The sequence below is a fragment of the Kitasatospora sp. NBC_01246 genome (assembly GCF_036226505.1).
Taxonomy (GTDB): Bacteria; Actinomycetota; Actinomycetes; order Streptomycetales; family Streptomycetaceae; genus Kitasatospora.
The window spans coordinates 664,693-690,579 of record NZ_CP108484.1 but is presented as its reverse complement, the minus strand read 5'-3'; the positions used below and the strand labels follow the sequence as shown (position 1 = coordinate 690,579).

The window sequence follows — 25,887 nt, the reverse complement described above, 5'->3', positions numbered from 1 at the left end:
CGGGACGGGAGCTGCCGGGCCGGCCCCCGGCCGGTGAGGGCGGGGGCCGGCCCGGCAGTCGGGACCGGGTCGGGCGGTGGGTCAGACCGCGGGCGGGCCGTTCAGGAAGCGGGCGGCGATCTCGTGGGCGAAGGCCATGATCGTTCCCTGTGGGCTGATGCCGGTGACGCCCGGGAGGACGGCGGCGTCGCTGACGTACAGGTTCCGGAAGCCGTGCGGGCGGCCGAGTGCGTCGCACACACCGCCCCGGTCCGGTCGGCCCATCCGGCAGGAGGCCATCGAGTGGACGGACACCAACTGCCAGTCGCCGGGCCCGACCCCGGCGCAGAAGGCCTCCACCGCGGCCAGGTCGCGCAGCGGCGCGGCGGCGGCGACCGGGGGGAGCAGTTCCACGGCGCCGGCGGCCAGCAGCAGCCGCGCGGTGTCGTGGAAGGCGGTGCGCAGGGCGCGGTGGTCCTCGTCGGTCATGCCGTGCCGCAGGAGGACCCCGCCGAGCGGGGTGGCCGTGACCCGGGCCCGACCGCGCAGCCTGACCTGGGTGGTGTAGACGGCCGTCCGGTCGAGCCCGCCGAGGACGCGTTCGACCAGCTCGGGGGCGTGCCCGGCGATGGCGGCGGCCAGGCTGCCGGGGCTCAGGTTGGACGGCATGACGAGCGTGCCGCGGTCGCTGAACTCCTGGACCTGGGTGGTGAAGATGGTCCCGTCGAGGGCGGACACCGGTTCGTCGAAGCGGGCCACCGTCCGCAGGTTGACGTGCAGGGCCAGCTCGCGGCCGGCCAGGCGGGGGTGGATCCCGCTGCGCTGCAGCAGGGCGGGGGTGCCGATCGGCCCCGCGGCGAGGAACACCGTCCGGGCCCGGTGGTACGCCCGCCGGCCGTCCTCGTCGACGGTGAGGACGCCGTGGACCTCGCGTCCGTCGTGGCGGATCCGCAGCGCCCGGGTACCGGCGACGAGCCGGGCGCCGAGCGCCTCGGCCTGCGGCAGGTACGTCAGCGCCATGCTCTGCTTCGCGCCGGTGGTGCAGCCGGTGGTGCAGCGGTTGCTCCGGCGGCAGCCGTGCAGGGCGCGGTGGGCGTGCTGCCAGCGCCAGCCCAGCCGGTCGGCCCCGATCGCGAGCAGCACGGAGTCGCGGTCGCCGCCGTCCGGCAACTGGGGGCCGACCCGCAGCCGCTCGGTGATCCGCCGCAGGTGGGGCGAGAGGTCGGCCGCCCGGTAGCCGGAGACGCCCGAGACGGCGGCCCAGCGGTTGAGCAGGGCGGCGGGCGGCTCCCACAGCAGCCCGCCGTTGACCACCGTCGTCCCGCCGACGCACCGGCCCTCGCCGTACGCGATGGTCGGCCGGCCGAAGACCGGTGTCAGACCGCCCTGGCGGTAGAGCCTGCGCATGTTCTCGGCCGGTGTGGCGGCGGCGAGTTCCGCGGTGCCGACCCGGGGGCCCTCCTCGATCACGGTGACGTGGTGACCCGCCTCCGCGAGGTCCCGGGCGACGGTGCCGCCGCCGGCACCGGAGCCGATCACCAGGACGTCGGCGTCGTGGACCGTGCGGGGGAGGGGGAGGCCCGGCAGGGCGGCCGTCACGGGGCGGCCACCCGGGGGGCGCGCCGGACAGCGGAACCGGGGGCGCCGGGCCCGCCGGGGTGTCCGTCGAGGGCGCCGTACAGGGCCAGTGCGGTGCTCGCCCGGATGACCTCGGCCACCCCGGGGAGGCGGCCGAGCCGCGCCATCCCGGTACGGTCGGCGCTCGCCGGCGCCAGTCGGAGGCTGTGGCCGGTCGCGCAGCGGAACAGCGCGGGCAGGGCGCGCAGGGCGGCGGCGTACCCGAGCCGGTAGGGCAGCGGGAGGAGCGCGACGCTGCCCCGGACGTGCCGCTCGGCCGCCGCGCCGGCGGCCGGATCCCGCAGGCAGGCGTAGTGGCGCGCCCAGTACGCGGGCAGGGCACTGGCCCGCAGCGCGCGGTCGACGTGCCGGTCGGAGCCCCGTCGCGGTTCGGGGCCCCACCGCGTTTCGGAGCCCCGGAGCGGTTCGGGGCGCCGGGCAGGGCCGGTGGTCGGGGCGGTGGTCGGGGCGGTGGTCCGGTCCATCAGGCGGTCACCTTCTCCTTGACGAATCCCGCCAGCAGGCGGCTCGCGCCCTGGGCGAGGACCTGGTCCAGGGCGGTCAGGAAGAGGTCGACCTCCTCCGGCCCCGCGACCAGTGGGGGCGAGGCGATCAGGGCGATCTCCCGGTTGGAGCCGTAGTAGGTCAGCACGCCGTGGTCGCGGTAGAGCGCGGCGATCACCGCCGCGGTGAGCAGTTTGGGCAGCGCCCGGGGGTCCTTGGCGAAGGAGCCGGGCAGTGCGGCCCGGATCCGGTCGGGGATCTGCGGCCCGCCGCGCAGGAGGAGGCCGTGCAGGGCGCCCCGGCCGCGGGTGCCGGCCACCAGCCGGGGGTGGCGCTCGACCAACTCGGACAGTCCGGCGCCCAGTTGGGCGCCTATCCGGCCGGCCCGGCCGGGGAAGTCCTCGTCGACGGCGACCGCGACGGCCTCCAGGGCGGTGGCGGTCTCCTCGCCGAAGCCGTAGTACGTGGTGCTGTGCAGGGTCGCGTCGGCGAGGTTGTCGTAGGCCTTGCGGAACACCGGCTCGCGTGCGACGTAGCAGGAGATCGACGCCTTGCCGCCGCCGAAGGACTTGGACATCGCCAGGACGTCCGGCACCAGGCCGGGGTGGTGCATGAAGTGGAACAGCTCCCCGGTCCGGCCCCAGCCCGTGTAGACCTCGTCGAAGACCAGCACGACGTCGAGTTCGGTGCAGATCCGGCGCACCTCGCGCAGGAACTCCGGGGAGCACTCGCGCAGGCTGGACGCGCTGAACGGCTCCAGGACCACCGCGTAGACGTCGCAGCCGCCGTCGGACCCGCGGTGCCGGTCCAGGGCCGCGGTGAAGGAGTCCAGGTCGCCGAAGGCGAAGGAGTCGGTGCCGGGGATCTCCGGGAACGGGAAGTGGATCTCCGGGGAGGCGGTCAGGCTGCCGGCGCCCAGGAGCTTGCCGTGGAAGGCGATGTCGGTGTGCAGCACCGTCCCGCGCCGCCCGCCGTGGTACTTGTAGGCGAGCTTGACGGCGCCCTCCACCGCCTCCGCACCGGAGTTGGGGAAGTAGCTCACGTTCAGGTCACCGGGCAGCAGGGCGGCCAGGTTGTGGCCGAGCGCGGCCACGTACGGGGAGAAGTAGTTCTTGTGCACCTCCATCCGGCCCTCCTGCCGGAAGCGGTCGCGGACGGCGAGGATCCGGGGGTGGTTGTGGCCGTGGTTCAGGACGCCGACGCCGCCGGTGAAGTCCAGGATCCGCCGCCCGCCGACCAGGTGGATCCAGGCGCCCTCGGCGTGGTCCACCAGGTCGCGGCCGAAGCCGAAGGAGCCGATCAGCGCGACCTGGCTGCGGCTGACGTGCGCGCCGTACAGCTCGTGGATCCGCTCGATCCCGAGGGTGGCGCACTCGTCGAAGGTGATGAGGTCACTCATGGGCTGCTCCGTCGGTGTTCGGGTTCGTCTCCTGGCGCCGGCCGCGTTCCGGTGAGGGCTGCGGCCGCTCGCGGACGGCGTGTTGGAGGTGTTCGGCCATCAGGAGGGCGGCCTGCCGCCCGCCGCGGACGGCGTAGTTGGTGCCCCGGTCCTCGGGGAAGACCTGGGCCATCCCGGCGAGGTAGAGACCGGGGACGCGGGTCCGCAGCGGCGGCATGGTGCGGGTGTAGCCGGGGGTGACGACCGGCTGGGCGTACTCGGCGCGCCAGACGTGGTAGCCCTCGACCCAGCTCCGGTCGAAGCCGGGGAACATCCGCCGCAGGTGCGGCAGGCTGTACTCGAAGACCTCCCGGTCGCTCATCCGGTAGAGCTCCGCGTCGGCGGGCAGGTACTTGGACAGGTAGACGACGTGGCGGCCGCCGTAGCGCCCGGGGTCGTCCATGTTGGTGTGCTCGATGACCCCGACGTACGGGAAGGCCGGGTCGTTGACGTTCAGCCAGTAGGTGTCGGAGAGCCGCCGGTTGTTCTCCAGCACCAGGCAGACGTTGGCCAGGTACCGGATCTGCCGCAGCTGCCTGGTCAGCGCCGGGACGGCCGGATGGTCGGCCCCGGGCGTCGCCAGCAGGCGGGCGGTCTGTTCGGGGGCGGTGGTGACCAGCACCTGGCGGGCCGGGTGCAGCCGGCCGCCGGCCGACACCGCGGTCAGGCCGCGCCCGTCCGCGTGCAGGGCGTCGACCGGGACGCCGGTGCGCAGGTCCACCCCGAGCGCGGTCAGGCGGTCGACCAGGGCGGAGAGCAGCGCCTTGCTGCCGCCCCGCAGGTAGTACAGCGTCTCGCTGCCGGACTTGGTGCGGCTGCCGCCGCGCAGGTGCAGCTTGGTCCACATCCAGGTGGCGCCGACCTGCGACGCGTGGGCGCCGAACTTGCCCTCCAGCAGCGGGCGCCAGACCACCTCGTAGACCCGGCGGCCGCCCAGCGAGATCAGCCACTCCTCGGCCGTGCGGTGCTCCAGCTCCCGCCAGTTGCGCACCCGGCCGGCGCGCAGGGCCAGCAGCCCGAGCCGGATCCGGTCGCCGAGGGCGAGCGGGGTGAACCGCAGCACGTCGATCGGCTTGGAGAGCTTGAAGATGGAGTTGGCGTAGTACAGGCCGGTACGGGTCAGGTGCGGCTCCACGGCGTCGGCGATGCCCAGCTCCTCGCAGAGCCGCAGGATGTCGGTGTCGGAGGAGAACCAGTGGTGGTAGAAGCGCTCCAGGTCGCGGCCGCCGACGTCGAACGAGGCCGCGAGGCCGCCGACTTCGTCCTCCGCCTCCAGGACGCGGACGCGGTGCCCCCGGGCGGCGAGCTCCAGCGCGGCGGACAGGCCGGTGAAGCCGGCGCCGACGATCACGGTGTCGACCGGCTCCTCGGGGCCGAGCGCCGCCGGGGCGGGCGTGGTGTCGACGGTGGTGGTCATCGGGCCACCCCCGAGACGGCCGCCGCCGCGGGCAGGTGGGCCCTCGGCACGGGGTCGATGCGTTCCCGGACGACGTAGGGCGGGCGGTCCTGGACGTGCCGCAGCGTGGCGTTCACGTACTCGCCGAGGATGCCGAGGGCGATCGCCTGGGCTCCGAAGGCGAAGGCCGACCACGCGGTCCTCGGGTCGCGCCGGAGCAGGCCGAGACCGGCGCCGGAGGTCATCGCGGTGAGGCCGACCGCGGTGGTCGCCCGGACCGGCACGGCCGAACCGGAGATGATGCCGCGACGGGAGAGTTCGAGCATCTTGCGCAGCGTGTACTTGGACTCGCCCGAGGCCCGCGGGTCGCGGCGGTACTCGACCGAGGTCTCCGGCAGGCCGGTCCAGCTGACCGCCCCGCGCAGGAAGAGCTCGTGGTCGGCCATGCCGTCGAGCAGGTCGACCACGGCGCGGTCGAGCAGCCGGAAGTCACCGGTGTCCAGGGCCACCGGATGGCCGGAGATGCCCTGCAGCAGGCGGTAGTAGGCGAACGCCGAGGCCCGCTTGGCGACCCCCTCGCCCAGCCGGCCGGTGCGCCGGGCCGAGACCACCGACCAGCCGTCCCACCAGCGGGAGACCAGTTCGGGGATGAGCTCGGGCGGGTCCTGGAGGTCCGCGTCGATGAGCACGACCGCGTCCCCGGCCGCCTCCCGCAGCCCTGCCAGGCAGCCGGCCTGGTGGCCGAAGTTCCGGCTCAGCCGCAGGGCCCGGACGCCGTCGGAGGCGGCCGCGAACTCCTCCAGCAGCGACCAGGTGCCGTCGGTGCTGCCGTCGTCGACGTAGACGATCTCGTACGTCACGCGGCGGCCCGGCCGCAGCGCGCGGGTCAGCCGGGCGTGGGTCGCGCGGAGCACCGATTCCTCGTTGAAGCAGGGTAGGACGACGGTCACCAGGGCCGTGGTCGCCGTCCTCGGTGAGATATGAGGGGTGGACATGCGACATCTCCTCTGTGCGAGTCTGTTTGATTTCGCTCGAACAAGGTGGCGCTGTTCGCTCAGGTCTGGGTTCGTCTCAGGGCTGGAACCGCCGACGGTTCGGTCATCCTGGAAGGTCATGACGGGGGCTCCGCTGCGGCACTGCAGCGGGGGTTCCGAACACCCGCAGCCCGATGCGCCAACAGTAAACACAATCGAACGCAACCGCACGGATTCCAGAGTTGAATCACCATCACATCGGCCCGCACCGAAGGGAATCGGCCATCCTCCGGCCGGACCGCCCCACCCGGGTCCGCTCCGTGCCCCCGCACCGTCGCCCGCCCGGACCGGAATCACGGGATTCGCCGCGAACAGGCACGTCGGCGCCCCCCTCGGCCGGCGGCTCCGGCCGCGCGCCGGAGCGGCGGCGGTGCTCCGGACGGGGCGGCGCGGGCGGGAGGTGCGGCGCGGGCGCCACCGCGGGGGCCCGCCATCAGGACCGGAAACCGCCGCCGGGGCTGGACAGCTTGGCGGATACCCGCCGTCCGTCGCGGTGTCCGACGCCATCCCCGCGCCCGCGCGTTACCGCGTCCCCGCGCAGGGCGCACCCCCGCCTGCGCCCCTGTGCCCCCCGGGTCGGGCCCGGCCGCGGCTCGGCCCGGGTGGACAGCGGTGGACAGGAGTGAACAGTCCCCGTCCCCGCCGGCCCTGGAGAGTGGACAACGCTCCGCACGAGTCTGTGCCCATGACCGATGCACACACGCACACCGACCGGGCCGGACCCCGGGCCACCCGGCCGGGAGCCGCCCTCGCGGCGCTCGCGGCGGCCCAGTTCACCGTCATGCTCGCCACCTCGATCGTGAACGTGGCCCTCCCGCAGATCCGCACCGGCGTCGGCCTGTCGGAGGGCGGGACCACCTGGGTGGTCAACGCCTACGGCCTGGCCTTCGGGGCGCTGCTCCTGGCCGGCGGCCGGGCGGGCGACCTCCTCGGCCGCCGCCGGGTGCTGATGTCCGGCCTCGGGCTGTTCGTGGCGGCCTCGCTGGCGGCCGGCCTGGCCACCACCCCGGGCGTACTGATCGCCGCCCGCGCGGCGCAGGGCCTCGCCGCCGCCGCGATCGCGCCGGCCGCGCTCGCCCTGGTGATGGGTCAGTTCCCCTCCGGACCCGGGCGCGGCCGGGCGCTGGGCGTGTGGGGCGCGGTCTCCGGCGCGGGGGGAGCGGGCGGTGTCCTGCTGGGCGGTGTCCTCACCCAGGCCTGGGGCTGGCCCTGGATCTTCCACTCGGTCGCGCTCGGCACGGCGCTGGTCCTGGCCGCCGTGGCGGTGCTCGTGCCGCCGGAGACCGGCACGCGGTCCGGGCGGTTCGACCTGCTGGGCACCGCCACCGTCACCCTCTCGCTGACCTGCCTCGTCTGGGGCCTGACCACCGCACGCGGCACCGGGTGGACGGACACCCGGGTGCTGGGCGCGCTCGGCGCGGCCGCGGCGCTGTTCGCGGCCTTCGTCGTGATCGAACGCGGCCGCCCCGACGCGCTGGTGCCGCGCCGACTGCTCACCACCGGCCGGGTCGCCGCGGGCAACCTGCTGATGGCGCTGCTGGGATCCGTGTGGATCGCGCTGTTCTTCTTCCTGCCGCTCTACCAGCAACAGGTGCTCGGATCCGGGCCACTGGCCACCGGCGCGGGCCAACTCCCGCTCGCGGCAGCCAATATGATCGGTGCGTCGCTGGCGCCCCGGATCGCCCGGCGGCTCGGCGCCACCGCGACCGTCACCGCAGCGCTGCTCACCGAGGCCGCCGGACTGCTGTGGCTCTCACGGATCAGTGCGGACGGAAGCTACCTCGCCGACATCCTCGGCCCGAGCGTCCTGGTCGGCCTCGGTCTGAGCGTCGCCTTCGTCCAGCTCACCGCGCTCGCCGTCGACGGTGTCCCGCCGCAGGACGCGGGCCTGGCCGGCGGCCTGGTCAACACCACCCGACAGGTCGGCGGCGCGATCGGCCTCGCCGCCCTGGCCACCCTGGCCGGTTCGGTCACCGCCGGCGCCGCCGGCCACGCGTCGCACGCGGCAGCCCTCACCAGCGGGTACCGGGCCGCCTTCCTCGTCTCCGCCCTCGTCCTCGTCGTCAGCGCGGCGCTCGCCGGGTACCTGGCCCGCCGCCCGGTCCGAGCGCCGGCGGCGACGGCCGTCCCGTTCCCGCTGACCGGCCGCTGACCCGAGGACCACACCCCCCGTCCACCACACCCCCCCGACCGCCACACCCCCGACCACCCGTCACCACCGAGAAGGAACCCCGCCATGAGCACCGAGAAGCCCTACCTGACCGGTCACTTCGCCCCCGTCGTCGACGAGGTCACCGCCACCGGCCTGACCGTGGAGGGCCACCTGCCGCCCGAGCTGACCGGCCGGCTGCTCCGCAACGGCCACAACCCCAAGCCCGGCGTCACCCCCACCCACTGGTTCAAGGGCAGCGGCATGGTGCACGGCATCCGGCTGCGGGACGGCCGCGCCGAGTGGTACCGCAACCGCTGGGTGCGCACCCCCGCCCTGGACGGTGCCCCCTACATGACGGAGCACGGCCCGGACCTGACCGCCAGCGCCGCCGGCACCCACGTCATCGAGCACGCCGGGCGCCTCCTCGCGCTCTGCGAGGCCAACCTGCCCTTCGAACTCACCCCGGAGCTCGACACCGTGGGCGCCTACGACTTCGGCGGCAAGCTGACCTCCGCGATGACCGCGCACCCCAAGGAGGACCCGGTCACCGGGGAACTCCACTTCTTCAGCTCCTCGCCGTTCCCGCCGTTCCTGACGTACCACGTCGCCGACGCCAAGGGCGAGATCGTCCACACCGCCGAGGTCCCGGGCGCGAGTGCCGCGCTCAAGCACGACTTCGCGCTCACCAGCGGCCATGTGGTCTTCGTCGAGGGCAACGTCACCTTCGACCCCGCCGAGCACTCCGGCATCCCCTACAGCTGGAGCGACACCCAGCTCTCCCGCATCGGCATCATGCCGCGCGGCGCCGACGGGGCCCGCCACGTCCGCTGGTTCTCCATCGAGCCGGGCAACATGCTGCACGTCGGCAACGCCTACGAGGACGGCCGGGGCCGCGTCGTCCTGGAGGGCCCCACGGTGGACCGCGAGGGCTTCCGGCTCTCCTGGAACTGGTGGGTGGGCGCGCCCGGGCGCGGCACCGAGCCGGTCGCCCGCTCGCTCACCCGCCGCTGGGTGGTCGACCTCGCCGCCGGTACGGTCGACGAGCAGATCATCGACGACCTCGCGGTGGAGTTCCCGACCCTCAACGAGCGGTACCTCGGCGCCGAGAACCGCTACCAGTACGCCATCTCCTTCCCCGACGAGCAGGGCTTCGGCGGCTACGGCGTCGTCAAGTACGACCGCACCACCGGTGCCCGGCGGATCCACCAGGTCGGCGACGCCCGGCTGCCGAGCGAGGCGGTCTTCGTGCCCGCCGGCGGTGCCACCCGCGAGGACGACGGCTACCTGCTGACGGTCGTGTCCGACCTCAAGCAGGACGCGTCCCAGCTGCTGGTCCTGGACGCCTCCGGCCTGGACCGGATCGCCACCGTCCACCTGCCGCAGCGGGTGAGCGCCGGGCTGCACGGCTCGTGGATCCCGGACGCGATCGAGGGGTGACCTCGGCGGCGACTGCGGCGGCCCGGGCAACGGATGGTCCCTTGCCCGGGCCGCCACCGGGTGTCCCGCAGGGCCCGTCGACGCCGGTCAGTGCTGCGCGGGGCCAAGCGGTTTCAAACAGTGTTTGAAAATGGCCTGGGCCGCGCTACTGTCATGATCAGTAAATCGCACACGGCTCGGAGGGGGGTGGTGACGATGGACATCGTTCTGTTCAACGTGACCACGGCGGCACTGATGGTGCTGATGTTCAAGGGCGGTCTCGCCCTGGTCGGCCAGAACACGCTGACCGCGCGGCGGATCCCCTGGGCGGCGGTCGCGCTGACCGCGATCGCGCTCGGTGGCGTGGCCCTCCAGCTCTGCTGGTCGGGGGCGATGGGAGCGTTCGACGCCGACCCGGCGAAGTCCGGCTGGTGGCGCGTGGTCACCTCGGTCTTCATGCAGAACGGCGGCATCGGCGGCGCGGCCTGGAACATCGCCACCCTCGCCGTCGTCGCGGCCTTCGCCGACTGGTTCTGGGGCGCGCCGCTGACGCTCGGCCTGTTCGCCGCGGGCATCCTGCTGCCCGAGCAGATCGACAAGCTGTGGGGCCAGACCTCGCACAGCACCGACCCGCGCAACTTCGCCGGCAGCTCGGGCGCCACCTACTTCCTCGGCGCGACGCTGGCCGCGGCCCTGCTGCTGCACGGCGGGGCCGACCAGCGCCTCGGCCGGGCCGGTGGCGAGGACGACGGGGCCGCGGACGGCAAGGCGGTCCGCATCAACCGGCTGCTCGCCTTCGGCGTGCCCGCGCTCGGGCTGGCGATGTGGTTCGCCCAGGAGAACGGCCACGGGCTGGTCTCCGCCTACGGCTTCGTCCTGGGGGCGCTCACCTGGGCCGCGTTCCGCACGGTGCTTCACCCGGACCGCGACCTGCGGCAGGCGCCGCGCACGACGGTCGGCGCGCTGACCGGCCTCGTCGGCCGCCGCGCCGGGAACGCGGGTTAGCCGCCGACGCCGCCTACCCCGCGCGCTGAGCCACCGTGACCACGAGGGAGAGAGCATGTCGGAAAACCTGCGCCGAGACGTGTCGAAGCTCGTCGACCAGGAGGTGGCCAGGATCCTCGAAGCGACCGACCGCGACGTGACCCGGACGGTCAACCGCGCGCTGGGCGTGGCGGAAACCGCCCCGGCGTTCGACACCGCCCGCTGGCAGGCCCGGCTCGGCGAGCTCCTGGCCGCCCACCAGATCCCCGGCGCCGCCCTGGCCGTGCTCGCCGACGGCGAGATCCACGAGGTGGCGGCCGGCATCCTGCACACCGGTACCGGCGTCGCGGTGACGCCGGACTCCGTGTTCCAGATCGGTTCCGTCAGCAAGGGCTACACCGCCGCCCTGGTGGTCCTGCTCGCCGACGCCGGGAAGCTGGACCTCGACGCACCGGTCGCGGACGTCCTGCCGGACTTCGCGCTCGCCGACGCCGGGGCCGCCCGGACGATCACGCCGCGCCAGCTGCTCAACCACACCAGCGGCATCGAGGGCGACCACGTCGACGACACCGGGCGCGGCGACGACTGCCTGGCCCGGTACGTCGAGGGCGTGCGGACGGTCGGTCTGACCAACCCGCCCGGCGTCACCATGTCCTACTCCAGCACCGCGTACAACGTCCTCGGCCGGATCGTCGAGGTGGTCACCGGCGGGACGTGGGACGAGGCACTCAGGGAGCTGCTCCTCACCCCGCTCGGGCTGGAGCACACCATGACCCTGCCCGAGGAGGTGCTGCGCTTCCGCGCCGCCATGGGGCACATGGGCGACCCGGGGGAGACCCCGGTCCCCACCCCGCTCTGGAACATGCTGCCGCGCTCGGCCGGCCCGTACGGCGGGATCAGCGCGACCGCCGCCGACGTGGTCCGGTTCGCCCGCGTCTTCGTGGACGGCGGCAGGGCGCCGGACGGCACGCGGGTGTTTCCGGCCGCCGTGGTCGACGCGATGCTGACCCGCGAGGTCGAGATGCCCGACCAGTGGTTCCTCGGCGCCCACTGGGGCCTCGGCTGGGGCCTGTTCGAGTGGGACGGCGCACGCGGCTTCGGCCACGACGGCAGCACCTTCGGCCAGCTCGCGTACCTGCGCGCCATCCCGGAGAAGGGTCTCGCAGTCGCCCTGCTGACCAACGGCGGCGGCGCCGCGCCCAAGGTCTTCGAGACGCTCTGCCGCGAACTCTGCGCCGAACTCGCCGGCGTCGCCATGCCCGGGTTCGCACCGGCCGCCGAACCCGTGGCCGTGGAGACGGGACCGTTCCTCGGCAGCTACCGGCGCGAGGGCTTCCTGATGACCATCGCCGACGGCGACGCCGGCCCCGGCACCCTGCGTCTCACGTACGAGGGCGCGGACGGCCTGGCGGGCACCTTCGACCCGCTGACCTGGTACCTGACCCCGGTCTCGGCCACCCCGGCGAAGACGGTCTACGCCGGTCGCCGCAACGAGAAGGACGCGTGGATACCGGTGGTGTTCTACGCCCTCGCCGACGGCAGCCGCTACGTCCACTTCGGCGTCCGCGCCACGGCCCGGTCGGGGCGGGGCGCGTAGCACCTTCCCGGAGACGAGCAGTCCGGGACCCGGGCCGTACCCGCCGATCGGCGGGTACGGCCCGCAGTGCTGTCGGGGGCCTCGCGCCGCGCGGCCCTACGAGCCTGCCCGCCCGTCCCGGCCGGTCTCCGCGCCCGATCCGAACTTTTGGTTATCCCGGCGCCCCTCGCCGGTCTCCTGTTCGGTGCGGCCGGTTCCCTCGGCTCGCACGGCACCGTGCCGTCGGCCCGAGAGGAGGAGGGAGCGCCCCGTGAGAGGCCGCACCGTCGGCGGCGCGGACCGCGGCCCGGGACTCCCGGTCTCTGCCACCCGGGCCCGACCGAACCCGCCCGGCACCTGCTCGTCCAAGCGCCGTCCCGGCGCGCTCACCCGGAAGGACCCGCCGATGTCCGCTGCCGTTCGTTCGTTCTCCCCTGGTTGGGCACTGGCGTCCTGCGTGCCCGCACTGCTGGTCGCCGGGCTCGTCGGGCTCGTCGCGTGCGGCCCCTCCGCGCGGTCCGGGCCGGCGGTGGCGTCCGGGAGCGCGGGCACCTCGGGGGCCTCGGCGGCCTCCGGGATGTCCGGGATGGACCACGGAGCGATGACCGCCGGGCCCGCGGCGATGCCGGGGGTGCCCGGGACGCCCGCGCCCGCACGGGGCCTCGCCGCCGAACAGGACGGCTACCGCCTGGACCTCAGGAGCGCGGAGCTGCCCGCCGGCCGGGCGACGGCCTGCTCGTTCACCATCACCGGCCCGGACGGCGGGCCGGTCACCGACTTCGCCGAGCACCAGACCAAGAAGCTGCACTTCTACGCGATCCGCTCCGACCTCACCGGCTTCCAGCACCTGCACCCGACGATGGCCGCCGACGGCACCTGGACCGCCGACCTGTCCGCCCTCGCCCCCGGCGACTGGCGGCTGTACACGTCGTTCCTGCCGAACACCGGCCCGCGCGCCGGCGAACTCGTGCTCAGCCGCACCGTGACCGTGCCCGGCGCGGCCTCGACGGTGCCGTTGCCCGCTCCGGCGGGCGGCACCACCGTGGACGGCTACACCGTCGACCTCCGGAGCGAGCCGATGGCCGGTGCGCACCGGCTGACCGCCACCATCAGCCGGGACGGCCAACCGGTCACCGACCTCCAGCCGTACCTGGACAGCTACGCCCACCTCACCGCCTTCCACCAGGGCGACCGGGCGCTGGCCCACCTCCACCCGACGGACCGGGTCGACGGCGAGCACGGCGGTCCGACGCTGACCTTCATGGCCCTGCTCGGGGCGCCCGGGAACTGGCGGGTCTTCCTGCAGTTCCAGACCGCCGGGCAACTCCACACCGCGGAGCTGACGCTGAACGTCGCCGACCCCGAGGAGTAGCGGGCCGCGGCCCCGCAGCCACGGGCTGGTGGCCCGAACGGGCGGCCGCGGACCGGGGCCGCCCGGGAGGGCCGCCCGCACGCCTGTCGGGTCACTCGCCCCGAGCCGGTCGACGGAGAGCCGGCCCATGCCGCGACGCACCCCCTGCGGGGCGGCTCCGGTGGTTGAGCCGATCGGATGGCGGTTCGTCCGCGCTGCGCCGCTGCGCGAGTGGTGCTGGCTACGGTGAGCGCATGCGACGAGGTGTGCGGATGTGGCCGGTGGTCCTGGGGGTGTGTGCGGCGCTGCTGGCGCCGGGGCCGGTGTCCGCGACACCCGCGACGCACGCGCCGACCGGCGGTTCGGCGCCGGCGGGGCCGGACTGCGAGCGCCTGGCCTGTGTGGCGCTGACCTTCGACGACGGGCCCTCCGCGGCGACGGCGGAGCTGCTCGACGATCTGGCCGCCGCCCGGGTGAAGGCGACGTTCTTCGCCGTCGGGGATCAAGTGCGGTGGTGGCCCGACCGGTTGAGGCGTGAGGCGGCGGAGGGCCATGTGATCGGCAACCACAGCCTGACCCATCCGCGTCTCGGGGCGTCGACGCCCGCGCAGGTGCGCGCCGAACTGGCGGGCGGCGAGCAGGCGATCGCCGAAGTACTCGGTGAGCGGCCGGAGTTGGTGCGACCGCCGTACGGCTCCTTCAGCGCCGAGGTCCGCAGGTTCGGGCACCCGCTGGTGCTGTGGGACATCGACACGCGGGACTGGGACCACCACGATCCGGCGCAGGTCCTCGCCCGGGTCGAGGCCGGTGTGCGACCGGGGTCGGTCATCCTGATGCACGACACCGAGAACCAGCGCGAGACGCTCGCCGTGGTGCCCGAGCTCGTCCGCCGTCTGCGCGGGGCCGGCTACACCCTGGTCACCGTGCCCGAACTCTTCGCCCCGGCCACGCTCGTGCCCGGCGGCGCCTACCGCGACCGGGCCTCCGCCGTCCGCCCCGTCGAGCACCCGCAGCCCTGGGACACCGCACCGGCGAGCAGGGAACAGGACTCCGCCGACGCGGTCGCCGGCACCCTCGTCTGGCAGCACCCCACCGGCGCGCCGGACGGAGCGGCCGAGGCGGAGACCGTGGAGAGCGGCCTGCGCCCCGGCGAGTGCCGCACCCTCGTGTCGCCCGGTCCGCCCGCGTACGCCGTGCGCAATCTCACCGGTCACGACATCGAGTTGCACGACCGGCCGGACTGCACCCGTCGGACCGGGACCGTCACCCCGGGTGAGGAGATCGTCGGCGAGCTGTACAGCGTCCGGGTCCTCTGAGCCCGATGGGCCACGACTCCTTCCCCCGGCGGCTGGTGGCGATCGCGACCGGCCGGTGGGCGGCCACGGCAGGGTCCGCCGCCCCGGCGCCACCGGGCCGTCCTTCGCGCTCCGGCGGCCCGGCCCGGCGCCGGGGCGCGGCCGTGCTGACCGCCCTGGCCACCGCGGCCTGCGTGGTCTGTCCGGCCGCCGCCCGCGCCGACGGCGGGCCCGCGCGGGAGCGCCTCCTGCAGCGGCAATTCACCTCGGCTGCACGGGAGTTCGGCGTGCCGGTCGGAGTACTCCTGGCACTCGCCTACCAGGAGAGCCGCTGGGAGTCCCACCAGGGCAGGCCGAGTACCACCGGGAACCACGGCGTGCTGGGGCTGACCGACGTCGACGTCGCCGCCGTCAACGCCGTCAACGCCGTCAACGCCGACCACCCGGCCCGGCGCGGCGCGGCGGGCGCCGCGAAACCGCGGGTCACGGACTCCCCGGCGCTCCACACGCTCCGTGCGGCGGCCGCCCTGATCCACCGCCCGGCCGAGGAGGTGAAGCGGGACACGCTGCAGAACCTCCGCGGCGGCGCGGCCCTGTTGGCGGGATACCGGAACGCGCTGCCGGGACCGGTCCGCGACGGTGCCGGCGGCTGGTACGAAGCGGTGACGCGCTTCGGGCGCGGGGCGGGTGAGGACGAGCCGGGCCGTCGGTTCGCGGACCGGGTCTTCGAGACCCTGCGCGTGGGCGCGGAGCGGACCACCTCCGAGGGGGCGCGGGTGAGGCTCGCCGCCGAACCGGACCTCGTGCCGCCCGCCGCCCGGCCGCACCGGCCCGCCGAGCAGCCTTCGGCGCGGCCTTCGCGCCGGGCCGACGGGCCGGTCGCCGAGTGCCCGGACGAGCTCGGGTGCGACTTCGTGCCCGCCGCGTACGCCCTGGCCGACGCCGCGGACCCGACGTCATGGGGGAACTACAACCCGGCCGACCGCCCCGCCGACGGCCTGCGGATCCGCACCCTCGTGCTGCACGACACCGAGGGCGGCTTCGACGGGGCGATCGAGTACTTCCAGGACCCCCGGGCCCAGGCCAGCGCGCACTACCTCGTCCGTGCCTCCGACGGCCACGTCACCCAGCTGGTGGCCACGCACGACATCGCCTGGCACTCCGGCAACAAGACCGTTAACATGCACAGCATCGGGATCGAGCACGAGGGCTTCGCGCTCCCCACCGACCGGCCCACCTGGTACTCCGAGCAGTTGTACCGGTCCTCCGCGGAGCTGGTGCGCCACCTCGCGGCCCGGTTCGCCGTGCCGCTGGACCGCGAGCACGTCATCGGCCACGACGAAGTCCCGGCGCCGACCCAGGCGGCGGTGTCCGACATGCACTGGGACCCGGGCCCGTACTGGGACTGGGAGCACTACTTCGAACTGCTGGGGGCGCCGCCCGGGCCGGCCGACGGTCCGCCGCGGCCGGGTGACACGGTGGCCGTCGTCGCGCCGCTCGTGGCGACCGGGCCGCTGCCGCCGCAGGCCCGGGAGCTGCAGGCGCGCAACGCCGTCCTGCTGCGCACCCGGCCGGCCGCCGACGCGCCGCTCGTCAACGACGGGTCCACCAGGCCCGACGACTGGAGCGACACCGCCGTCACCGGCGCCCGCTACGTGGTGGCCGGGCGCGAGGGCGACTGGACGGCGATCTGGTACGACGGGCAGAAGTGCTGGTTCCCCGATCCCGCGGGCCTGAGCACCCGCCGCGTGGGATCGGCCGGCCGCACGCTGCTCACCCCGCGCCCCGGACCGGCCTCGGTCCCGGTGTACGGCCGCGCCTATCCGGAGGCCTCCGCCTACACCGACCACCCGGCCGTCGACCCGCCGCCGGTGGTCGCCCTGCGGGCCACCCTCCCGGCGGGCCAGGTGTACGTCGCGGCGGACGAGTCACCCCGGCCGGCCGACTTCTTCCAGCAGCGGACGATCCGTACCGACACGCCCGACAGCCGGATCCTGGTGGTCGGCCGCGACACCTACTACGCGATCCGCTTCGACCACCGGCTCGCCTTCGTGCGGTCGAGCGACGTGCGCGTCGTCCCGCCCACGGCGGAGTCCGGGTGACGGCCGCCGGTCAGGCAGTCGGGACGGTGAACCGGTACCCGGCGTCGACGAGCCGGGGCAGGTAGTGCCGGACGGCGGCGACGGTCTGCGAGCGGTCGGCCGGCCCGCCCCGGGCGGGCAGGAACTCGGGGGTGAGGCAGCCGTCGTGGTTGAGGACGATCGAACCGGTCCGGGCCTCGGCGAGCACCCGGTCCACGATGACGTCGGCACCGGGGTTCGACCAGTCCTCCGGGTCCACCGACCAGGAGACCGGCCGCAGTCCGAGGTCCGCGCAGACGGCCATGGTGGCCGGGGTGAAGTGGCCGCCGGGGGCCCGGAACAGCGTCGGCCGTCGGCCGGTGACGCCGACGACGAGCTCGGTGGTGCGCTCGATCTCCGCCCGGATCTGCGGCTCGGACAGATCGTCGAGGCGGGGATGGGACCAGGTGTGGTTGCCCAGGACGTGGCCCTCCTCGGCGACTCGGCGGGCCAGACGGGGGTACTTCTCGACGTTGGCGCCGATCATGAAGAAGGTCGCGGTGACACCGTACTGCCGGAGGACGGTGAGGAGTTCGGCCGTGGCGTAGGGGCCGGGGCCGTCGTCGAAGGTCAGCGCCATGGCCGCCGCCCTGGCGTCCACGTACTCCTGCGGCCCGGAGAGGACGCTCGTGGCCTCGTCCGTGCTCTCGCCCGGGGCCCCGCCTGTGGTCGCGGTCTCCGCGCCGGGCGACCGGGGCGGACGCGGCCCCGCCGCGCCGACGATGGCGCCCGCGCCGCAGGCCGTGGCGAACGCCAGGGCGGCGGCCCTGAGCAGGGGGCGTCGTGCGAGCTGTCCGCGGTGAACCGTCATGGCCGCAGTATCGGCGTCGGCGCCCCGGCGCCGGGTGGGGCACGCCCGTGCGGCCCGGCGCCGGGCCGCACGACCACCCGGGCGGCGCTTGCGCGGTGAACGGCGGGGCAGGGCGCCCGGATCCACGCCGCACGCGTGGCCGGGCGCCCCGGTGGGGCCTACTGCCACGGGTCGGTGAACGACCGCCCGGGTACCGGCTTGGCGATGAGCGCCACCGCGATGAAGAAGTTCACCTGGCCGATCGCGAACATCAGGGTGGCGAGCGCCCGGGCGTCGTAGTGCTCGGTCGCCCGGCCGTACAGCTCGTCGGAGACCCGCTCGCCGTGGACGGACGGCTGGAGCACCGCCTCCACCAGCGCCAGCGCGGCCCGCTCCGCACCGGTGAAGTACGGCGAGTCCGCCCAGGACGCCACCGAGGTGATGCGCTCCTCGGACTCCCCGGCCTTGCGCAGGAAGCCGGTGTGCAGCACGGTCAGGTAGGTGCTGCCGACGATCTGGCCGGCCCGCAGCTGGACCAGGCTGATGGTGGAGCGCGGCACCGAACCGTTGCCGGTGGCCCTGAACAGCGCGGCCGACACCTCCGCCAGCTCGGGCACGAGCTGCGCCGGGTCCTCGGTCATCCGCGGCGCCATCGGGACCTCTGCCGTGATCGATCGCGTTTCCATAACTGCCTCCTCGGGGCTTTCACACGGTCACTGCTGCTTCGACGGACGGCGGCGGGAAGATGTGACAGCGGCCGGACACCAAGTTCGCCGGAGTCGTCCGGCTCCCGGGCGGAGCGGCCAGGCGCTGCTGCCTCCTCCCGCGGCCGGACAGGAGATCTTCCGGCGAACGCCCCCGCGGCCGGGACCGGCACGTCCTGATCTGGCGGGGAGACCCGGAGAACCGGTCCACGGCCGCTCCGGGCCTCCCCCTGCGTCAGCTGCCGGAGCGGAGGCGGTCGGTGCGCGCGGCCCGGGTCGTCCGAGACCCAAGGACCGGGACGTGACGGAAATGTGTTCGCGTGTGAGGGGTGGTGTCGCGATACGATCACCCGGCCGACCACCGCGCAGCCGCGTCGGGGTCGTCCGTCTTCAGATCCTGAGGTGACCGTTGAAGATCCGTCGTTCGCTCGCTACCGCCGTCCTCCTCGCCACGGCCGCCGCGCCCGTCGCCCTGGGCAGCACCCCGGCGTTCGCCGACAGCGCCCCCGCGGGGCAGGAGCAGACGGACCCGGCGGGGACGAAGACGGACGACGAGAACCGGGCGGCGATCGAGAAGCTGCTCGTCTACCCGAACAGCTACCTGCTCACGGCGCCGAGCGAGTACCTGCGCGAGCACGCGGCGGCGGCCCTCGCGGGCACCCCCGAGGACCGGGCGCGCTTCCTCGCGTCGCAGGTGGACCGCATCCGCCGGGACGACGCGCGGATCGCGATCTCGCGGATCATGAGCGCCGGCGGTCCGGTCGTGCAGAAGGCCGCCAACGCCGTGTTCCCCCTGGACGACATCGAGGCGTACCGCGCCTTCCTGAACCACGGCCAGTACGAGGCGCGGGCCGAGGACGAGAATCGCGCCGAGGTGCAGCGGATCCTCGACGACCCGAAGAGTGGGCCGGGTGTGCGCGAGGGCGCCCGGAAGGCGCTCGCGGGGAGCGCCGCGGATGTCGAGCGGTTCCTCAAGACAGACCTCAAGAAGGCCGGTGAGGACGACGACCGGGTCCTGCTCGGCCAGATCATGGCCGTCGGTGGCCCGGCGGTGCGGGCCGCCGCCGGCGCCGCGCTCGACGGCACCATCGACGACGTCCGTGCCTTCCTCAAGGTCGGCCAGTTCGTCGCCCGGGCCGAGGACGAGAACCGCGCCGAGGTCCGGCGGATCCTCGACGACGCGGGTACCGGCCGTCACGTCCGGGAGGCGGCCGAGAAGGCGCTCGCCGGCAGCGCGGCGGACGTCGAGCGCTTCCTGAAGGCGCAGCTGGAGCCGCTGCGGGAGAGCGACGACCGGATCCGCGTCTCCCAGATCGTCGAGACCGGGACGCCCGAGGTCCGGAAGGCCGGCCTCGCCGCGCTCGAAGGCACCGCCGCGGACGTCCGGGCCTTCCTGGCCGAGGGCCGGTTCACGGCTCGTGCCAAGGACGAGGCTGCCGCGAAGGCCGCCACCGGGGCGGTGCAGAGCACGTCCGGCACCACCCAGCCGGTCCCCGCGGTGGTTCCCGCCGCGGTCACCTCCGGTACGACGGCCACGACGGCCACGACAGCCACCTCGGCCACCGTCCCCACCGCGGCCGTCCGGGGCACCGGTACCGGCACGCTGGCCGCCACCGGCTCGACCGCTCCGCTCGGGGAGCTCACCGCCGCCGCCGGCGCGGCCGTCCTCCTGGGCGCCGGCGCGGTCGTCGCCTCGCGCCGCCGCTCGCAGGCCTGATCCACCCCCCTCGCCGACCGGTGCGCCGCTCGCGCCGGTCGGCGAGGTGTTTCCCGGGCCCCGACCGGGCCGGCCGCACCGGTTGCGCGGACCTACCCCTGGGCGGTGGGGCGGACGACGATGTCGCCCACATCGACCCCGTCCGGCTGCTCGATGGCGAAGGCGATGGCGCGGGCCACCGCGTCCGGCGGGAGGGCGATCTCCATCAGCTTGTCGACCTGCGGCTTCACCGACGGGTCCATGTGCTCCGCGAAGTCCGTGCGGACGGCGCCGGGGGAGACGACGGTGACGCGCAGGCTGTCGCCGGCCTCCTGGCGCAGGCCCTCCGAGACGGTCCGTACGGCGTTCTTCGTCGCCGCGTACACCGACTGGAGCGGCACGATGCGCAGGCCGGCGGTGGACACGGTGTTGACGAAGTGTCCGGAGCCCTGCTCCCGGAAGACCGGCAGGGCCGCGGCGATCCCGTACAGGACGCCCTTGAGGTTGACGTCGATCATCTGCTCCCAGTCCTCGACGCGCAGGTCGTCCAGGCGGGAGATCAGCCCGACCCCGGCGTTGCCGACGAGGACGTCGAGCCTGCCGTACCGGTCGCGGGCCAGCCGGACGAGGCCGGTGAGGTCGCCCTGCCGCGTCACGTCCGTGCGGATCCAGGCGGCCTCGCCGCCGGCCTGTTCGATACGGGCGGCCAGGGCCTCCAGGCGCTCCGTGCGGCGTGCCCCGAGGACGACCTTCGCGCCGCGCGCGGCCAGCAGGAGTGCGGTCGCCTCGCCGATGCCGCTGCCGGCGCCAGTGATCGCCACGACCTTGCCTTCGATTCCCGACATACGGGGCCGTCCTTCCGGAACAGGTGAGTGGGGGCAGGCCGGGCCGTGCCCTAGAGTTGAAAGTGGAGGGTCCGCCACTTCGCTCAGACTAAGCGGAGGAGCCTCCACTTAGCAACGGAGGAGGGAGAGGGCCGCCGATGACCCGAGCTTCAGGGCGCCCGCTGAGGGCCGACGCGCAGCGGAACCGGGACAGGATCCTGGCCACCGCCGTGCGCATGTTCACCGAGGAGGGGCTCGACGCGACCTTCGAGCGAATCGCCGCCGAGGCGGGTGTCGGAACCGGCACCCTGTACCGCAACTTCCCGACCAGGGAGGCGCTGGTCGAGGCGGCCTACCGCAACGAGGTGGCCCGGCTCTGCGACGCCGTCCCCGGGCTCCTGGCGACCATGCCGCCCGCCGAGGCCCTGCGCGCGTGGACCCGCCGCTTCATCGACTACGCCACCGCCAAGTTCGGCATGGCCGACGCCCTGCGGGCGGTCGTCGCTTCGGGCGGCAATCCCTATGCCGACAGCCGCGAGCTGATCCAGGGCGCCCTCGTTGCCCTGATGGACGCCGCCCGCGCGGCCGGAACGATCCGGTCCGACATCAGCGCGAGCGACATGTTCGCCGCGCTCGCCGGGATCGCCCTCACCTCCGCCGGACCGGACCAGCGCGAGCAGGCCGAACGCCTCCTCGACCTCACCCTGGACGGACTGAAGGCGGCCCCGGCTCCGCCGTCCGGCGACTGACGGCGAACTCCCAACGCCCCGGGCTCGCAACGGGGTTCATCCCCGGCGGTCCGACGGACGGGTGCCCCGTGGCTGACGCCCGCCGGTGTACCGGCCGGCACCGACGACGAGGCTCCGGCCCCCGGGACGATTCCCGGGGGCCGGAGCCACGTGCCGCAGCGGACCGGCCGGTCGGCCGGTCCAGCTGTCGGGTGCCGCAGGTCAGCCGTTCGCGCAGATCACGTAGACGCTGATGCCCACGCTGCTGCTGCCGGGCTGGCGGCCGATGCCTACCCAGCCGTTGGCGCCGTCCGTCGGGAAGCTGCCGACCAGGACCGCCTCGTTGCCCTGGGCCTCCGCGCCACCGCCGATCGCCCGCTTGCCGGCGGGGCAATTGACCGTCCGGCGCTGGAAGTTGCCGACGTTGGCGTTGCCCAGCTTGACCACCTGGTAGCCGTCGATGGCGTCGACGGCCTTCACCGATGCCTGGCGCTCCTGCCCGGCGGCGCCGTCGTCGTTCGCCTGCGCGACCCACCCCGTGCCCGCCGCCAGCGCGACCGCCAGCAGTCCGGCTCCCAGCACGTGCGTCCTACGCACCATGGTCGTCTCCCCTTCGGTGGTGGCGGGCCCGCCGGCGGCGGAACCTTCGCCACCAGGGCTATCGGTCCTACCGGGCAGGGGAGTTGAGCCAAACCCCACCTTGGGATGAACACAGAGCGTTCGCGACTTCCCGGCCCCGCGCCGGTGCCCCGGCGTGCGCGGTGCCGTGCGCCCCGGGACACCGCAGCGGCGGACAGCGCGGCGGCGGCGCCTACAGGCGGACCGGCAGGGCGACGAGGCCGCGCACCAGCCGGGAGTGGCGCCAGGTGAGTCGGTCGGGCGGGACGGCCAGCCGCAGGGTCGGGAATCGCTCCAGGAGGACCCGCAGGACGACCTCGATCTCGGCGTGGGCGAGCGGTGCGCCGACGCAGCGGTGGATCCCGTGCCCGAAGGCCAGGTGGCCGGCCGCGTCGGGCCGGTCGAGGTCGAGCCGGTCGGGGTCGGCGAACCGCGCGGGGTCGCGGTTGGCCGCGCCGGGGCAGACGAACACCGGGGAGCCGGCGGGGACCTCGCTGTCGCCCAGGCGCACCGCCTCGGGGGCCCAGCGCCAGGTCGCGATGCTCACCGGCGCGTCGTAGCGCAGCAGTTCGTCGACCGCGGCCGGGATGCGGTGCGGGTCGGCCACGAGGCGTCGCAGGTCGTCCGGGTGCCGGAGCAGCGCGAGGACGGCGTTGCCGATCGCCGCGGTGGTGGTCTCGTGCCCGGCCACCAGCAGCAGCACGGCCAGCGACAGCAACTCCTCCTCGCCGAGGCGGCCGGCGTCGCTGTCGCGGACCGCGATCAGTTCGGAGAGCAGCGAACCGTCCGGCCCGGACCGCTTGGTAGCGATCAGCTCCGCCAGGTAGTCGGCCAGCGCGTGCGAGGCCGAGTCGATCCGCTCGTGGTCGCCGGTGGCGAACAGGTCGGTGGACCAGCCGCGGACGGCCGGGCGGTCCTCCGGCGGGACGCCCAGGAGTTGGCAGATGACGGTGACCGGGAGGGGCCCGGCGAGGTCCTCGACGAGGTCGACCTCGCTACCGGGTGCCCAGCGGTCGACGAGTTCCTCGGCGAGTGAGCGGACGTACGGGCGGAGTCCGTCGACCACGGCGGTGGTGAACGCCCTGGTGACCAGGCGGCGGAGCCGGGTGTGCTCCGGGGGATCGGTGGCGAGCATGGTGCGGGCGACGGCCGGGTGCAGGGACCGCTTGGACGGCTTGTCGGCGAAGTACGCGCCGGTGTCCTTCGACAGCGGGGCGGTGAGGGCCTGGCGGGCCGCGTGGTAGCCGGTGACGACGGTCGCGGTGCCGGGGCCGCCGCCCTCCATCGGGATGCGCAGGACCGGTGCGGCCTCGCGCAGGGCGGCGTAGGCGGGGTAGCGGTCGCGGTAGAACGCCGGATCGGCGAAGGGGGAGGCCATGTCGGTCCCTGGGCGGTGTCGAGCGGGGCGCCGCCGGGCGGCGGCGACGGAGCGGACGGTGTCGGAGGTGGCGCACTGCTGGGCTACCGGTCGTGGCCGGACGGCCTCGGCTCGGATGCTACCCGCGCGGGCGCCGCCGCCGGTCGGCCGCCGGTCGGGACGGCCCGGACGCGGGGCCCCGTGGAATGCACAGCCGTCGGACCGGTCTCGTAGAGTGGCGGAAGCGGCGGGGGCCGTGCGACACGGGGGATTGCGAGGCGCCTTGAACGCTGTGGGGACGCGGATCGCCGACCGGTACCGGTTGGAGGTACTGCTCGGGCGCGGCGGGATGGGCGAGGTCTGGCGGGCCCACGATCCCCGGCTGGACCGCGGGGTCGCGATCAAGTTCCTCGCCCCGCAGTCGGCGGTCGGCGCGGTGGCCGCGCAGCGGTTCCATCGCGAGGCGCAGGTCACCGCGCGGTTCCAGCACCCGGGCATCACCCAGATCTTCGACAGCGGCGAACAGGGCGGCCGGCTCTACCTGGTGATGGAACTGCTCCGGGGCCGCGACCTCGGGGAGGTCCTGCACGGGCGGCCGTCGGGGCTGCCCGTCGACGAGGCGGTGGAGCTGACCGCGCAACTCGCGGGCGCCCTGTCCTACGCGCACCGGCTGGGCATCGTCCACCGGGACGTCAAACCCGCCAACCTCATGCTGCTCCCCGACGGCACGCTCAAGGTGTGCGACTTCGGACTCGCCGGGTACGTCCGGGCCGACTCGGGTCTCACCCGGGAGGGCAGCGTGATGGGCACGCCCGAGTACATGGCCCCCGAGCAGTGGCGCAGTCCCCGGGTCGACGGACGGGCCGATCTCTACGCGCTGGGCTGTGTGCTCTTCGCGCTGCTCACCGGACGGCCGCCGTTCCCGGCGCGCGGCGGCCTCTGGACCCTGATGGTCCAGCACCTCCAGACCCCGGCCCCGCGTATCGCCCCGCTGCGGCCGGAGGTCCCCGACGAGCTCGACGAGCTGGTCGCGGAGCTGCTCGCCAAGGATCCGGCGGACCGCCCGGCCGATGCGGGAGCCGTCGTGGCGCGGCTCCGGGCGGTCGGCCGCCGCCCGTCCGCGCCGGAGCCGCGGACGCCCGCCGTTCCGGCCGCTGTTCCCGCCGTGGTGCACTCCGGCGGTCTCGGGCTGGAGCTGCACCGCAACGAGTTCCTCGCCCCGGGCGCCACGGAGGCGCACACGATCCTGACGGTGACCGGCCCGAGCGGGGCCGCCGACCGTGCGGCGGCCGGCGTGCCCCGCGCGCTCGTCCTCCTGGTCGGACTGTCGCCGGAGCTGCCCGAGGCGGACTTCCGGGCGGTCGGGGCGGCGGTCGCGGCCGTCATCGACGGCCTGGACGAGGACGCCTCCTTCGCCGTCGTCGCGGGGTCGGCGTACGCGCGGATGCTCTACCCCGACACCCAGCGGCTGGTCCGGGCGACCGCGGCCGCCAAGGCCGGGGCGCGGGCGGCGCTGGCCGGGCTGGAGCCGGTCGGCGCGGCGGCGTTCGGCCGCTGGATCCGGCTGGCCGACCGCCTGTTCGCCGGCCACGCCGACGCGGCGCGCACCGCGATCCTGCTGACCGACCTGGAGGCGGCGGCCGAGAGCGCCGACGACCTGGCCGCCGCCCTCGCCTCCTGCGCGGGCCGCTTCCCGTGCCACGCCCGGGGCATCGGCGAGCGGTGGTCGGTGGCCCAGGTCCGGTCCGTCACCTCCGCGTTGGGAGGCACCCTCGACATCGTGCCCGCCCCCGCGTCGCCCACGGGGACACCGGGCCTCCACCGGGAGCTGGCCTCCCTGGTGGACCGGACCCGCCGGGCCGGGCTGCGCGACCTCGCCCTGCGGATCACCACGTACGACGGTGGCGGGGTGCGTTACCTCAAGCAGGTCTCCCCGCAGTTCGAGGACCTGTCGGAGCGCGGGCAGCCCGTCGGGCCCGGGGTCACCGAGTACCCCGTCGACATCGCCGACGACGAGTCGCTCGATTTCCACCTCTGTGTCGGACTACGGCCCGGGCGGGAGGGAGAGGAGGTCGTCGCGGCCGAGCTGGAGATCGTCCAGCTCCCCCCGACGGGTGACGGCCGGACCCTCGTCCGGGCCCGGATGCCGGTCCACCGGGTCGGTGATCCCGCCCGGCCGGGCCCCGAACCGGTCGCGGTGGACCGGGAGGCGCTCCTGCGCGTCATCGGGGAGGGGCTCCGGGCCGAGGGCCGTTCGCGGTCGGCCGAGGGCTGATCAGCGGGCCCCGGGCGGCGCGACCCGGCGGCC

At 74.8% G+C, this 25,887-nt stretch carries 20 protein-coding genes; 10 read left to right on the top strand and 10 right to left on the bottom strand.

The features are described 5' to 3' along the window. Nucleotides 1–81: 81 nt before the first annotated feature. Genes OG618_RS03050 through OG618_RS03030 form a run of 5 tightly spaced genes read right to left on the bottom strand, consistent with a single transcriptional unit; the run spans nt 82 to nt 5,929 of the window. Nucleotides 82–1,578 (bottom strand): GMC family oxidoreductase, encoded by a 1,497-nt coding sequence (locus tag OG618_RS03050; RefSeq protein ID WP_329485565.1) that lies wholly within the window; start codon nt 1,576–1,578, stop codon nt 82–84. Continuing rightward, the gene (locus tag OG618_RS03045) at nt 1,575–2,081 is read right to left on the bottom strand and encodes a hypothetical protein (protein WP_329485564.1); all 507 of its coding nucleotides are present in this window, start codon (nt 2,079–2,081) and stop codon (nt 1,575–1,577) included. The genes OG618_RS03050 and OG618_RS03045 overlap by 4 nt, the downstream gene beginning before the upstream one ends. Continuing rightward, entirely contained in the window at nt 2,081–3,499 is a 1,419-nt protein-coding gene (locus OG618_RS03040) for an aspartate aminotransferase family protein (RefSeq protein WP_329485563.1), read from the bottom strand. Before OG618_RS03040 ends, OG618_RS03045 begins: the two co-directional genes overlap by 1 nt. Continuing rightward, entirely contained in the window at nt 3,492–4,955 is a 1,464-nt protein-coding gene (locus tag OG618_RS03035; RefSeq protein WP_329485562.1) for an NAD(P)/FAD-dependent oxidoreductase, read from the bottom strand. The genes OG618_RS03040 and OG618_RS03035 overlap by 8 nt, the downstream gene beginning before the upstream one ends. Beyond that, nucleotides 4,952–5,929 (bottom strand): glycosyltransferase family 2 protein, encoded by a 978-nt coding sequence (locus OG618_RS03030; RefSeq protein WP_329485561.1) that lies wholly within the window; start codon nt 5,927–5,929, stop codon nt 4,952–4,954. Before OG618_RS03030 ends, OG618_RS03035 begins: the two co-directional genes overlap by 4 nt. A gap of 724 nt (nt 5,930–6,653) precedes the next feature. On the opposite strand from OG618_RS03030, the gene OG618_RS03025 reads away from it, so the two are divergent. From OG618_RS03025 to OG618_RS02995, 7 genes are all read left to right on the top strand, one after another. Further along, on the top strand, nt 6,654–8,120 hold the full coding sequence (locus tag OG618_RS03025; protein ID WP_329485560.1) for an MFS transporter: 1,467 nt from the start codon (nt 6,654–6,656) through the stop codon (nt 8,118–8,120). Nucleotides 8,121–8,204: 84 nt separating this feature from the next. Next, on the top strand, nt 8,205–9,557 hold the full coding sequence (locus OG618_RS03020) for a carotenoid oxygenase family protein (protein ID WP_329485559.1): 1,353 nt from the start codon (nt 8,205–8,207) through the stop codon (nt 9,555–9,557). 195 nt (nt 9,558–9,752) lie between these two features. After that, a complete protein-coding gene (locus OG618_RS03015; protein WP_329485557.1) occupies nt 9,753–10,541 on the top strand; it encodes a hypothetical protein in 789 nt (262 codons plus the stop codon). A gap of 55 nt (nt 10,542–10,596) precedes the next feature. Then, nucleotides 10,597–12,117, top strand: coding sequence for a serine hydrolase domain-containing protein (locus OG618_RS03010; protein ID WP_329485556.1), 1,521 nt, complete (start codon nt 10,597–10,599; stop codon nt 12,115–12,117). A 385-nt stretch (nt 12,118–12,502) separates the two neighbouring features. Continuing rightward, nucleotides 12,503–13,468, top strand: a complete 966-nt coding sequence (locus OG618_RS03005; protein WP_329485554.1) for a hypothetical protein — start codon at nt 12,503–12,505, stop codon at nt 13,466–13,468. A gap of 233 nt (nt 13,469–13,701) precedes the next feature. After that, on the top strand, nt 13,702–14,763 hold the full coding sequence (locus tag OG618_RS03000) for a polysaccharide deacetylase family protein (RefSeq protein WP_329485553.1): 1,062 nt from the start codon (nt 13,702–13,704) through the stop codon (nt 14,761–14,763). A 5-nt stretch (nt 14,764–14,768) separates the two neighbouring features. Further along, nucleotides 14,769–16,844, top strand: coding sequence for an N-acetylmuramoyl-L-alanine amidase (locus OG618_RS02995; RefSeq protein ID WP_329485552.1), 2,076 nt, complete (start codon nt 14,769–14,771; stop codon nt 16,842–16,844). Between the two features lie 10 nt (nt 16,845–16,854). Here OG618_RS02995 and OG618_RS02990 read toward each other — a convergent pair whose 3' ends face one another. Both OG618_RS02990 and OG618_RS02985 read right to left on the bottom strand, forming a co-directional pair. After that, nucleotides 16,855–17,673, bottom strand: a complete 819-nt coding sequence (locus OG618_RS02990; protein ID WP_329485551.1) for a polysaccharide deacetylase family protein — start codon at nt 17,671–17,673, stop codon at nt 16,855–16,857. 158 nt (nt 17,674–17,831) lie between these two features. Then, the gene (locus OG618_RS02985) at nt 17,832–18,338 is read right to left on the bottom strand and encodes a carboxymuconolactone decarboxylase family protein (RefSeq protein WP_329485550.1); all 507 of its coding nucleotides are present in this window, start codon (nt 18,336–18,338) and stop codon (nt 17,832–17,834) included. Nucleotides 18,339–18,765: 427 nt separating this feature from the next. Between OG618_RS02985 and OG618_RS02980 the strand changes: the two genes are divergently transcribed. Further along, on the top strand, nt 18,766–20,073 hold the full coding sequence (locus OG618_RS02980) for an ALF repeat-containing protein (protein ID WP_329485549.1): 1,308 nt from the start codon (nt 18,766–18,768) through the stop codon (nt 20,071–20,073). 92 nt (nt 20,074–20,165) lie between these two features. Here the strand turns inward: OG618_RS02980 and OG618_RS02975 are convergent, their stop codons facing one another. Further along, nucleotides 20,166–20,897: an SDR family oxidoreductase gene (locus tag OG618_RS02975; protein WP_329485548.1), complete on the bottom strand. Its 732-nt coding sequence runs from the start codon at nt 20,895–20,897 to the stop codon at nt 20,166–20,168. Between the two features lie 137 nt (nt 20,898–21,034). On the opposite strand from OG618_RS02975, the gene OG618_RS02970 reads away from it, so the two are divergent. Then, the gene (locus OG618_RS02970; RefSeq protein WP_329485547.1) at nt 21,035–21,625 is read left to right on the top strand and encodes a TetR/AcrR family transcriptional regulator; all 591 of its coding nucleotides are present in this window, start codon (nt 21,035–21,037) and stop codon (nt 21,623–21,625) included. Between the two features lie 201 nt (nt 21,626–21,826). Here OG618_RS02970 and OG618_RS02965 read toward each other — a convergent pair whose 3' ends face one another. Both OG618_RS02965 and OG618_RS02960 read right to left on the bottom strand, forming a co-directional pair. Next, nucleotides 21,827–22,204, bottom strand: coding sequence for a hypothetical protein (locus OG618_RS02965; protein ID WP_329485546.1), 378 nt, complete (start codon nt 22,202–22,204; stop codon nt 21,827–21,829). Nucleotides 22,205–22,415: 211 nt separating this feature from the next. Then, nucleotides 22,416–23,600 (bottom strand): cytochrome P450 family protein, encoded by a 1,185-nt coding sequence (locus OG618_RS02960; RefSeq protein ID WP_329485545.1) that lies wholly within the window; start codon nt 23,598–23,600, stop codon nt 22,416–22,418. A gap of 271 nt (nt 23,601–23,871) precedes the next feature. On the opposite strand from OG618_RS02960, the gene OG618_RS02955 reads away from it, so the two are divergent. Continuing rightward, nucleotides 23,872–25,854 (top strand): serine/threonine-protein kinase, encoded by a 1,983-nt coding sequence (locus tag OG618_RS02955; RefSeq protein ID WP_329491989.1) that lies wholly within the window; start codon nt 23,872–23,874, stop codon nt 25,852–25,854. Nucleotides 25,855–25,887: the final 33 nt, after the last annotated feature.

Coding starts and splice junctions, on each gene's coding strand:
- OG618_RS03045 (WP_329485564.1), bottom strand. CDS start 2,081: ATGGACCGGACCACCGCCCCGACCACCGCCCCGACCACCGGCCCTGCC.
- OG618_RS02995 (WP_329485552.1), top strand. CDS start 14,769: ATGGGCCACGACTCCTTCCCCCGGCGGCTGGTGGCGATCGCGACCGGC.
- OG618_RS03025 (WP_329485560.1), top strand. CDS start 6,654: ATGACCGATGCACACACGCACACCGACCGGGCCGGACCCCGGGCCACC.
- OG618_RS03030 (WP_329485561.1), bottom strand. CDS start 5,929: ATGTCCACCCCTCATATCTCACCGAGGACGGCGACCACGGCCCTGGTG.
- OG618_RS02990 (WP_329485551.1), bottom strand. CDS start 17,673: ATGACGGTTCACCGCGGACAGCTCGCACGACGCCCCCTGCTCAGGGCC.
- OG618_RS03015 (WP_329485557.1), top strand. CDS start 9,753: ATGGACATCGTTCTGTTCAACGTGACCACGGCGGCACTGATGGTGCTG.
- OG618_RS03035 (WP_329485562.1), bottom strand. CDS start 4,955: ATGACCACCACCGTCGACACCACGCCCGCCCCGGCGGCGCTCGGCCCC.
- OG618_RS02965 (WP_329485546.1), bottom strand. CDS start 22,204: ATGGTGCGTAGGACGCACGTGCTGGGAGCCGGACTGCTGGCGGTCGCG.
- OG618_RS02970 (WP_329485547.1), top strand. CDS start 21,035: ATGACCCGAGCTTCAGGGCGCCCGCTGAGGGCCGACGCGCAGCGGAAC.
- OG618_RS02960 (WP_329485545.1), bottom strand. CDS start 23,600: ATGGCCTCCCCCTTCGCCGATCCGGCGTTCTACCGCGACCGCTACCCC.
- OG618_RS03040 (WP_329485563.1), bottom strand. CDS start 3,499: ATGAGTGACCTCATCACCTTCGACGAGTGCGCCACCCTCGGGATCGAG.
- OG618_RS02985 (WP_329485550.1), bottom strand. CDS start 18,338: ATGGAAACGCGATCGATCACGGCAGAGGTCCCGATGGCGCCGCGGATG.
- OG618_RS03005 (WP_329485554.1), top strand. CDS start 12,503: ATGTCCGCTGCCGTTCGTTCGTTCTCCCCTGGTTGGGCACTGGCGTCC.
- OG618_RS02975 (WP_329485548.1), bottom strand. CDS start 20,897: ATGTCGGGAATCGAAGGCAAGGTCGTGGCGATCACTGGCGCCGGCAGC.
- OG618_RS03000 (WP_329485553.1), top strand. CDS start 13,702: ATGCGACGAGGTGTGCGGATGTGGCCGGTGGTCCTGGGGGTGTGTGCG.
- OG618_RS03020 (WP_329485559.1), top strand. CDS start 8,205: ATGAGCACCGAGAAGCCCTACCTGACCGGTCACTTCGCCCCCGTCGTC.
- OG618_RS03010 (WP_329485556.1), top strand. CDS start 10,597: ATGTCGGAAAACCTGCGCCGAGACGTGTCGAAGCTCGTCGACCAGGAG.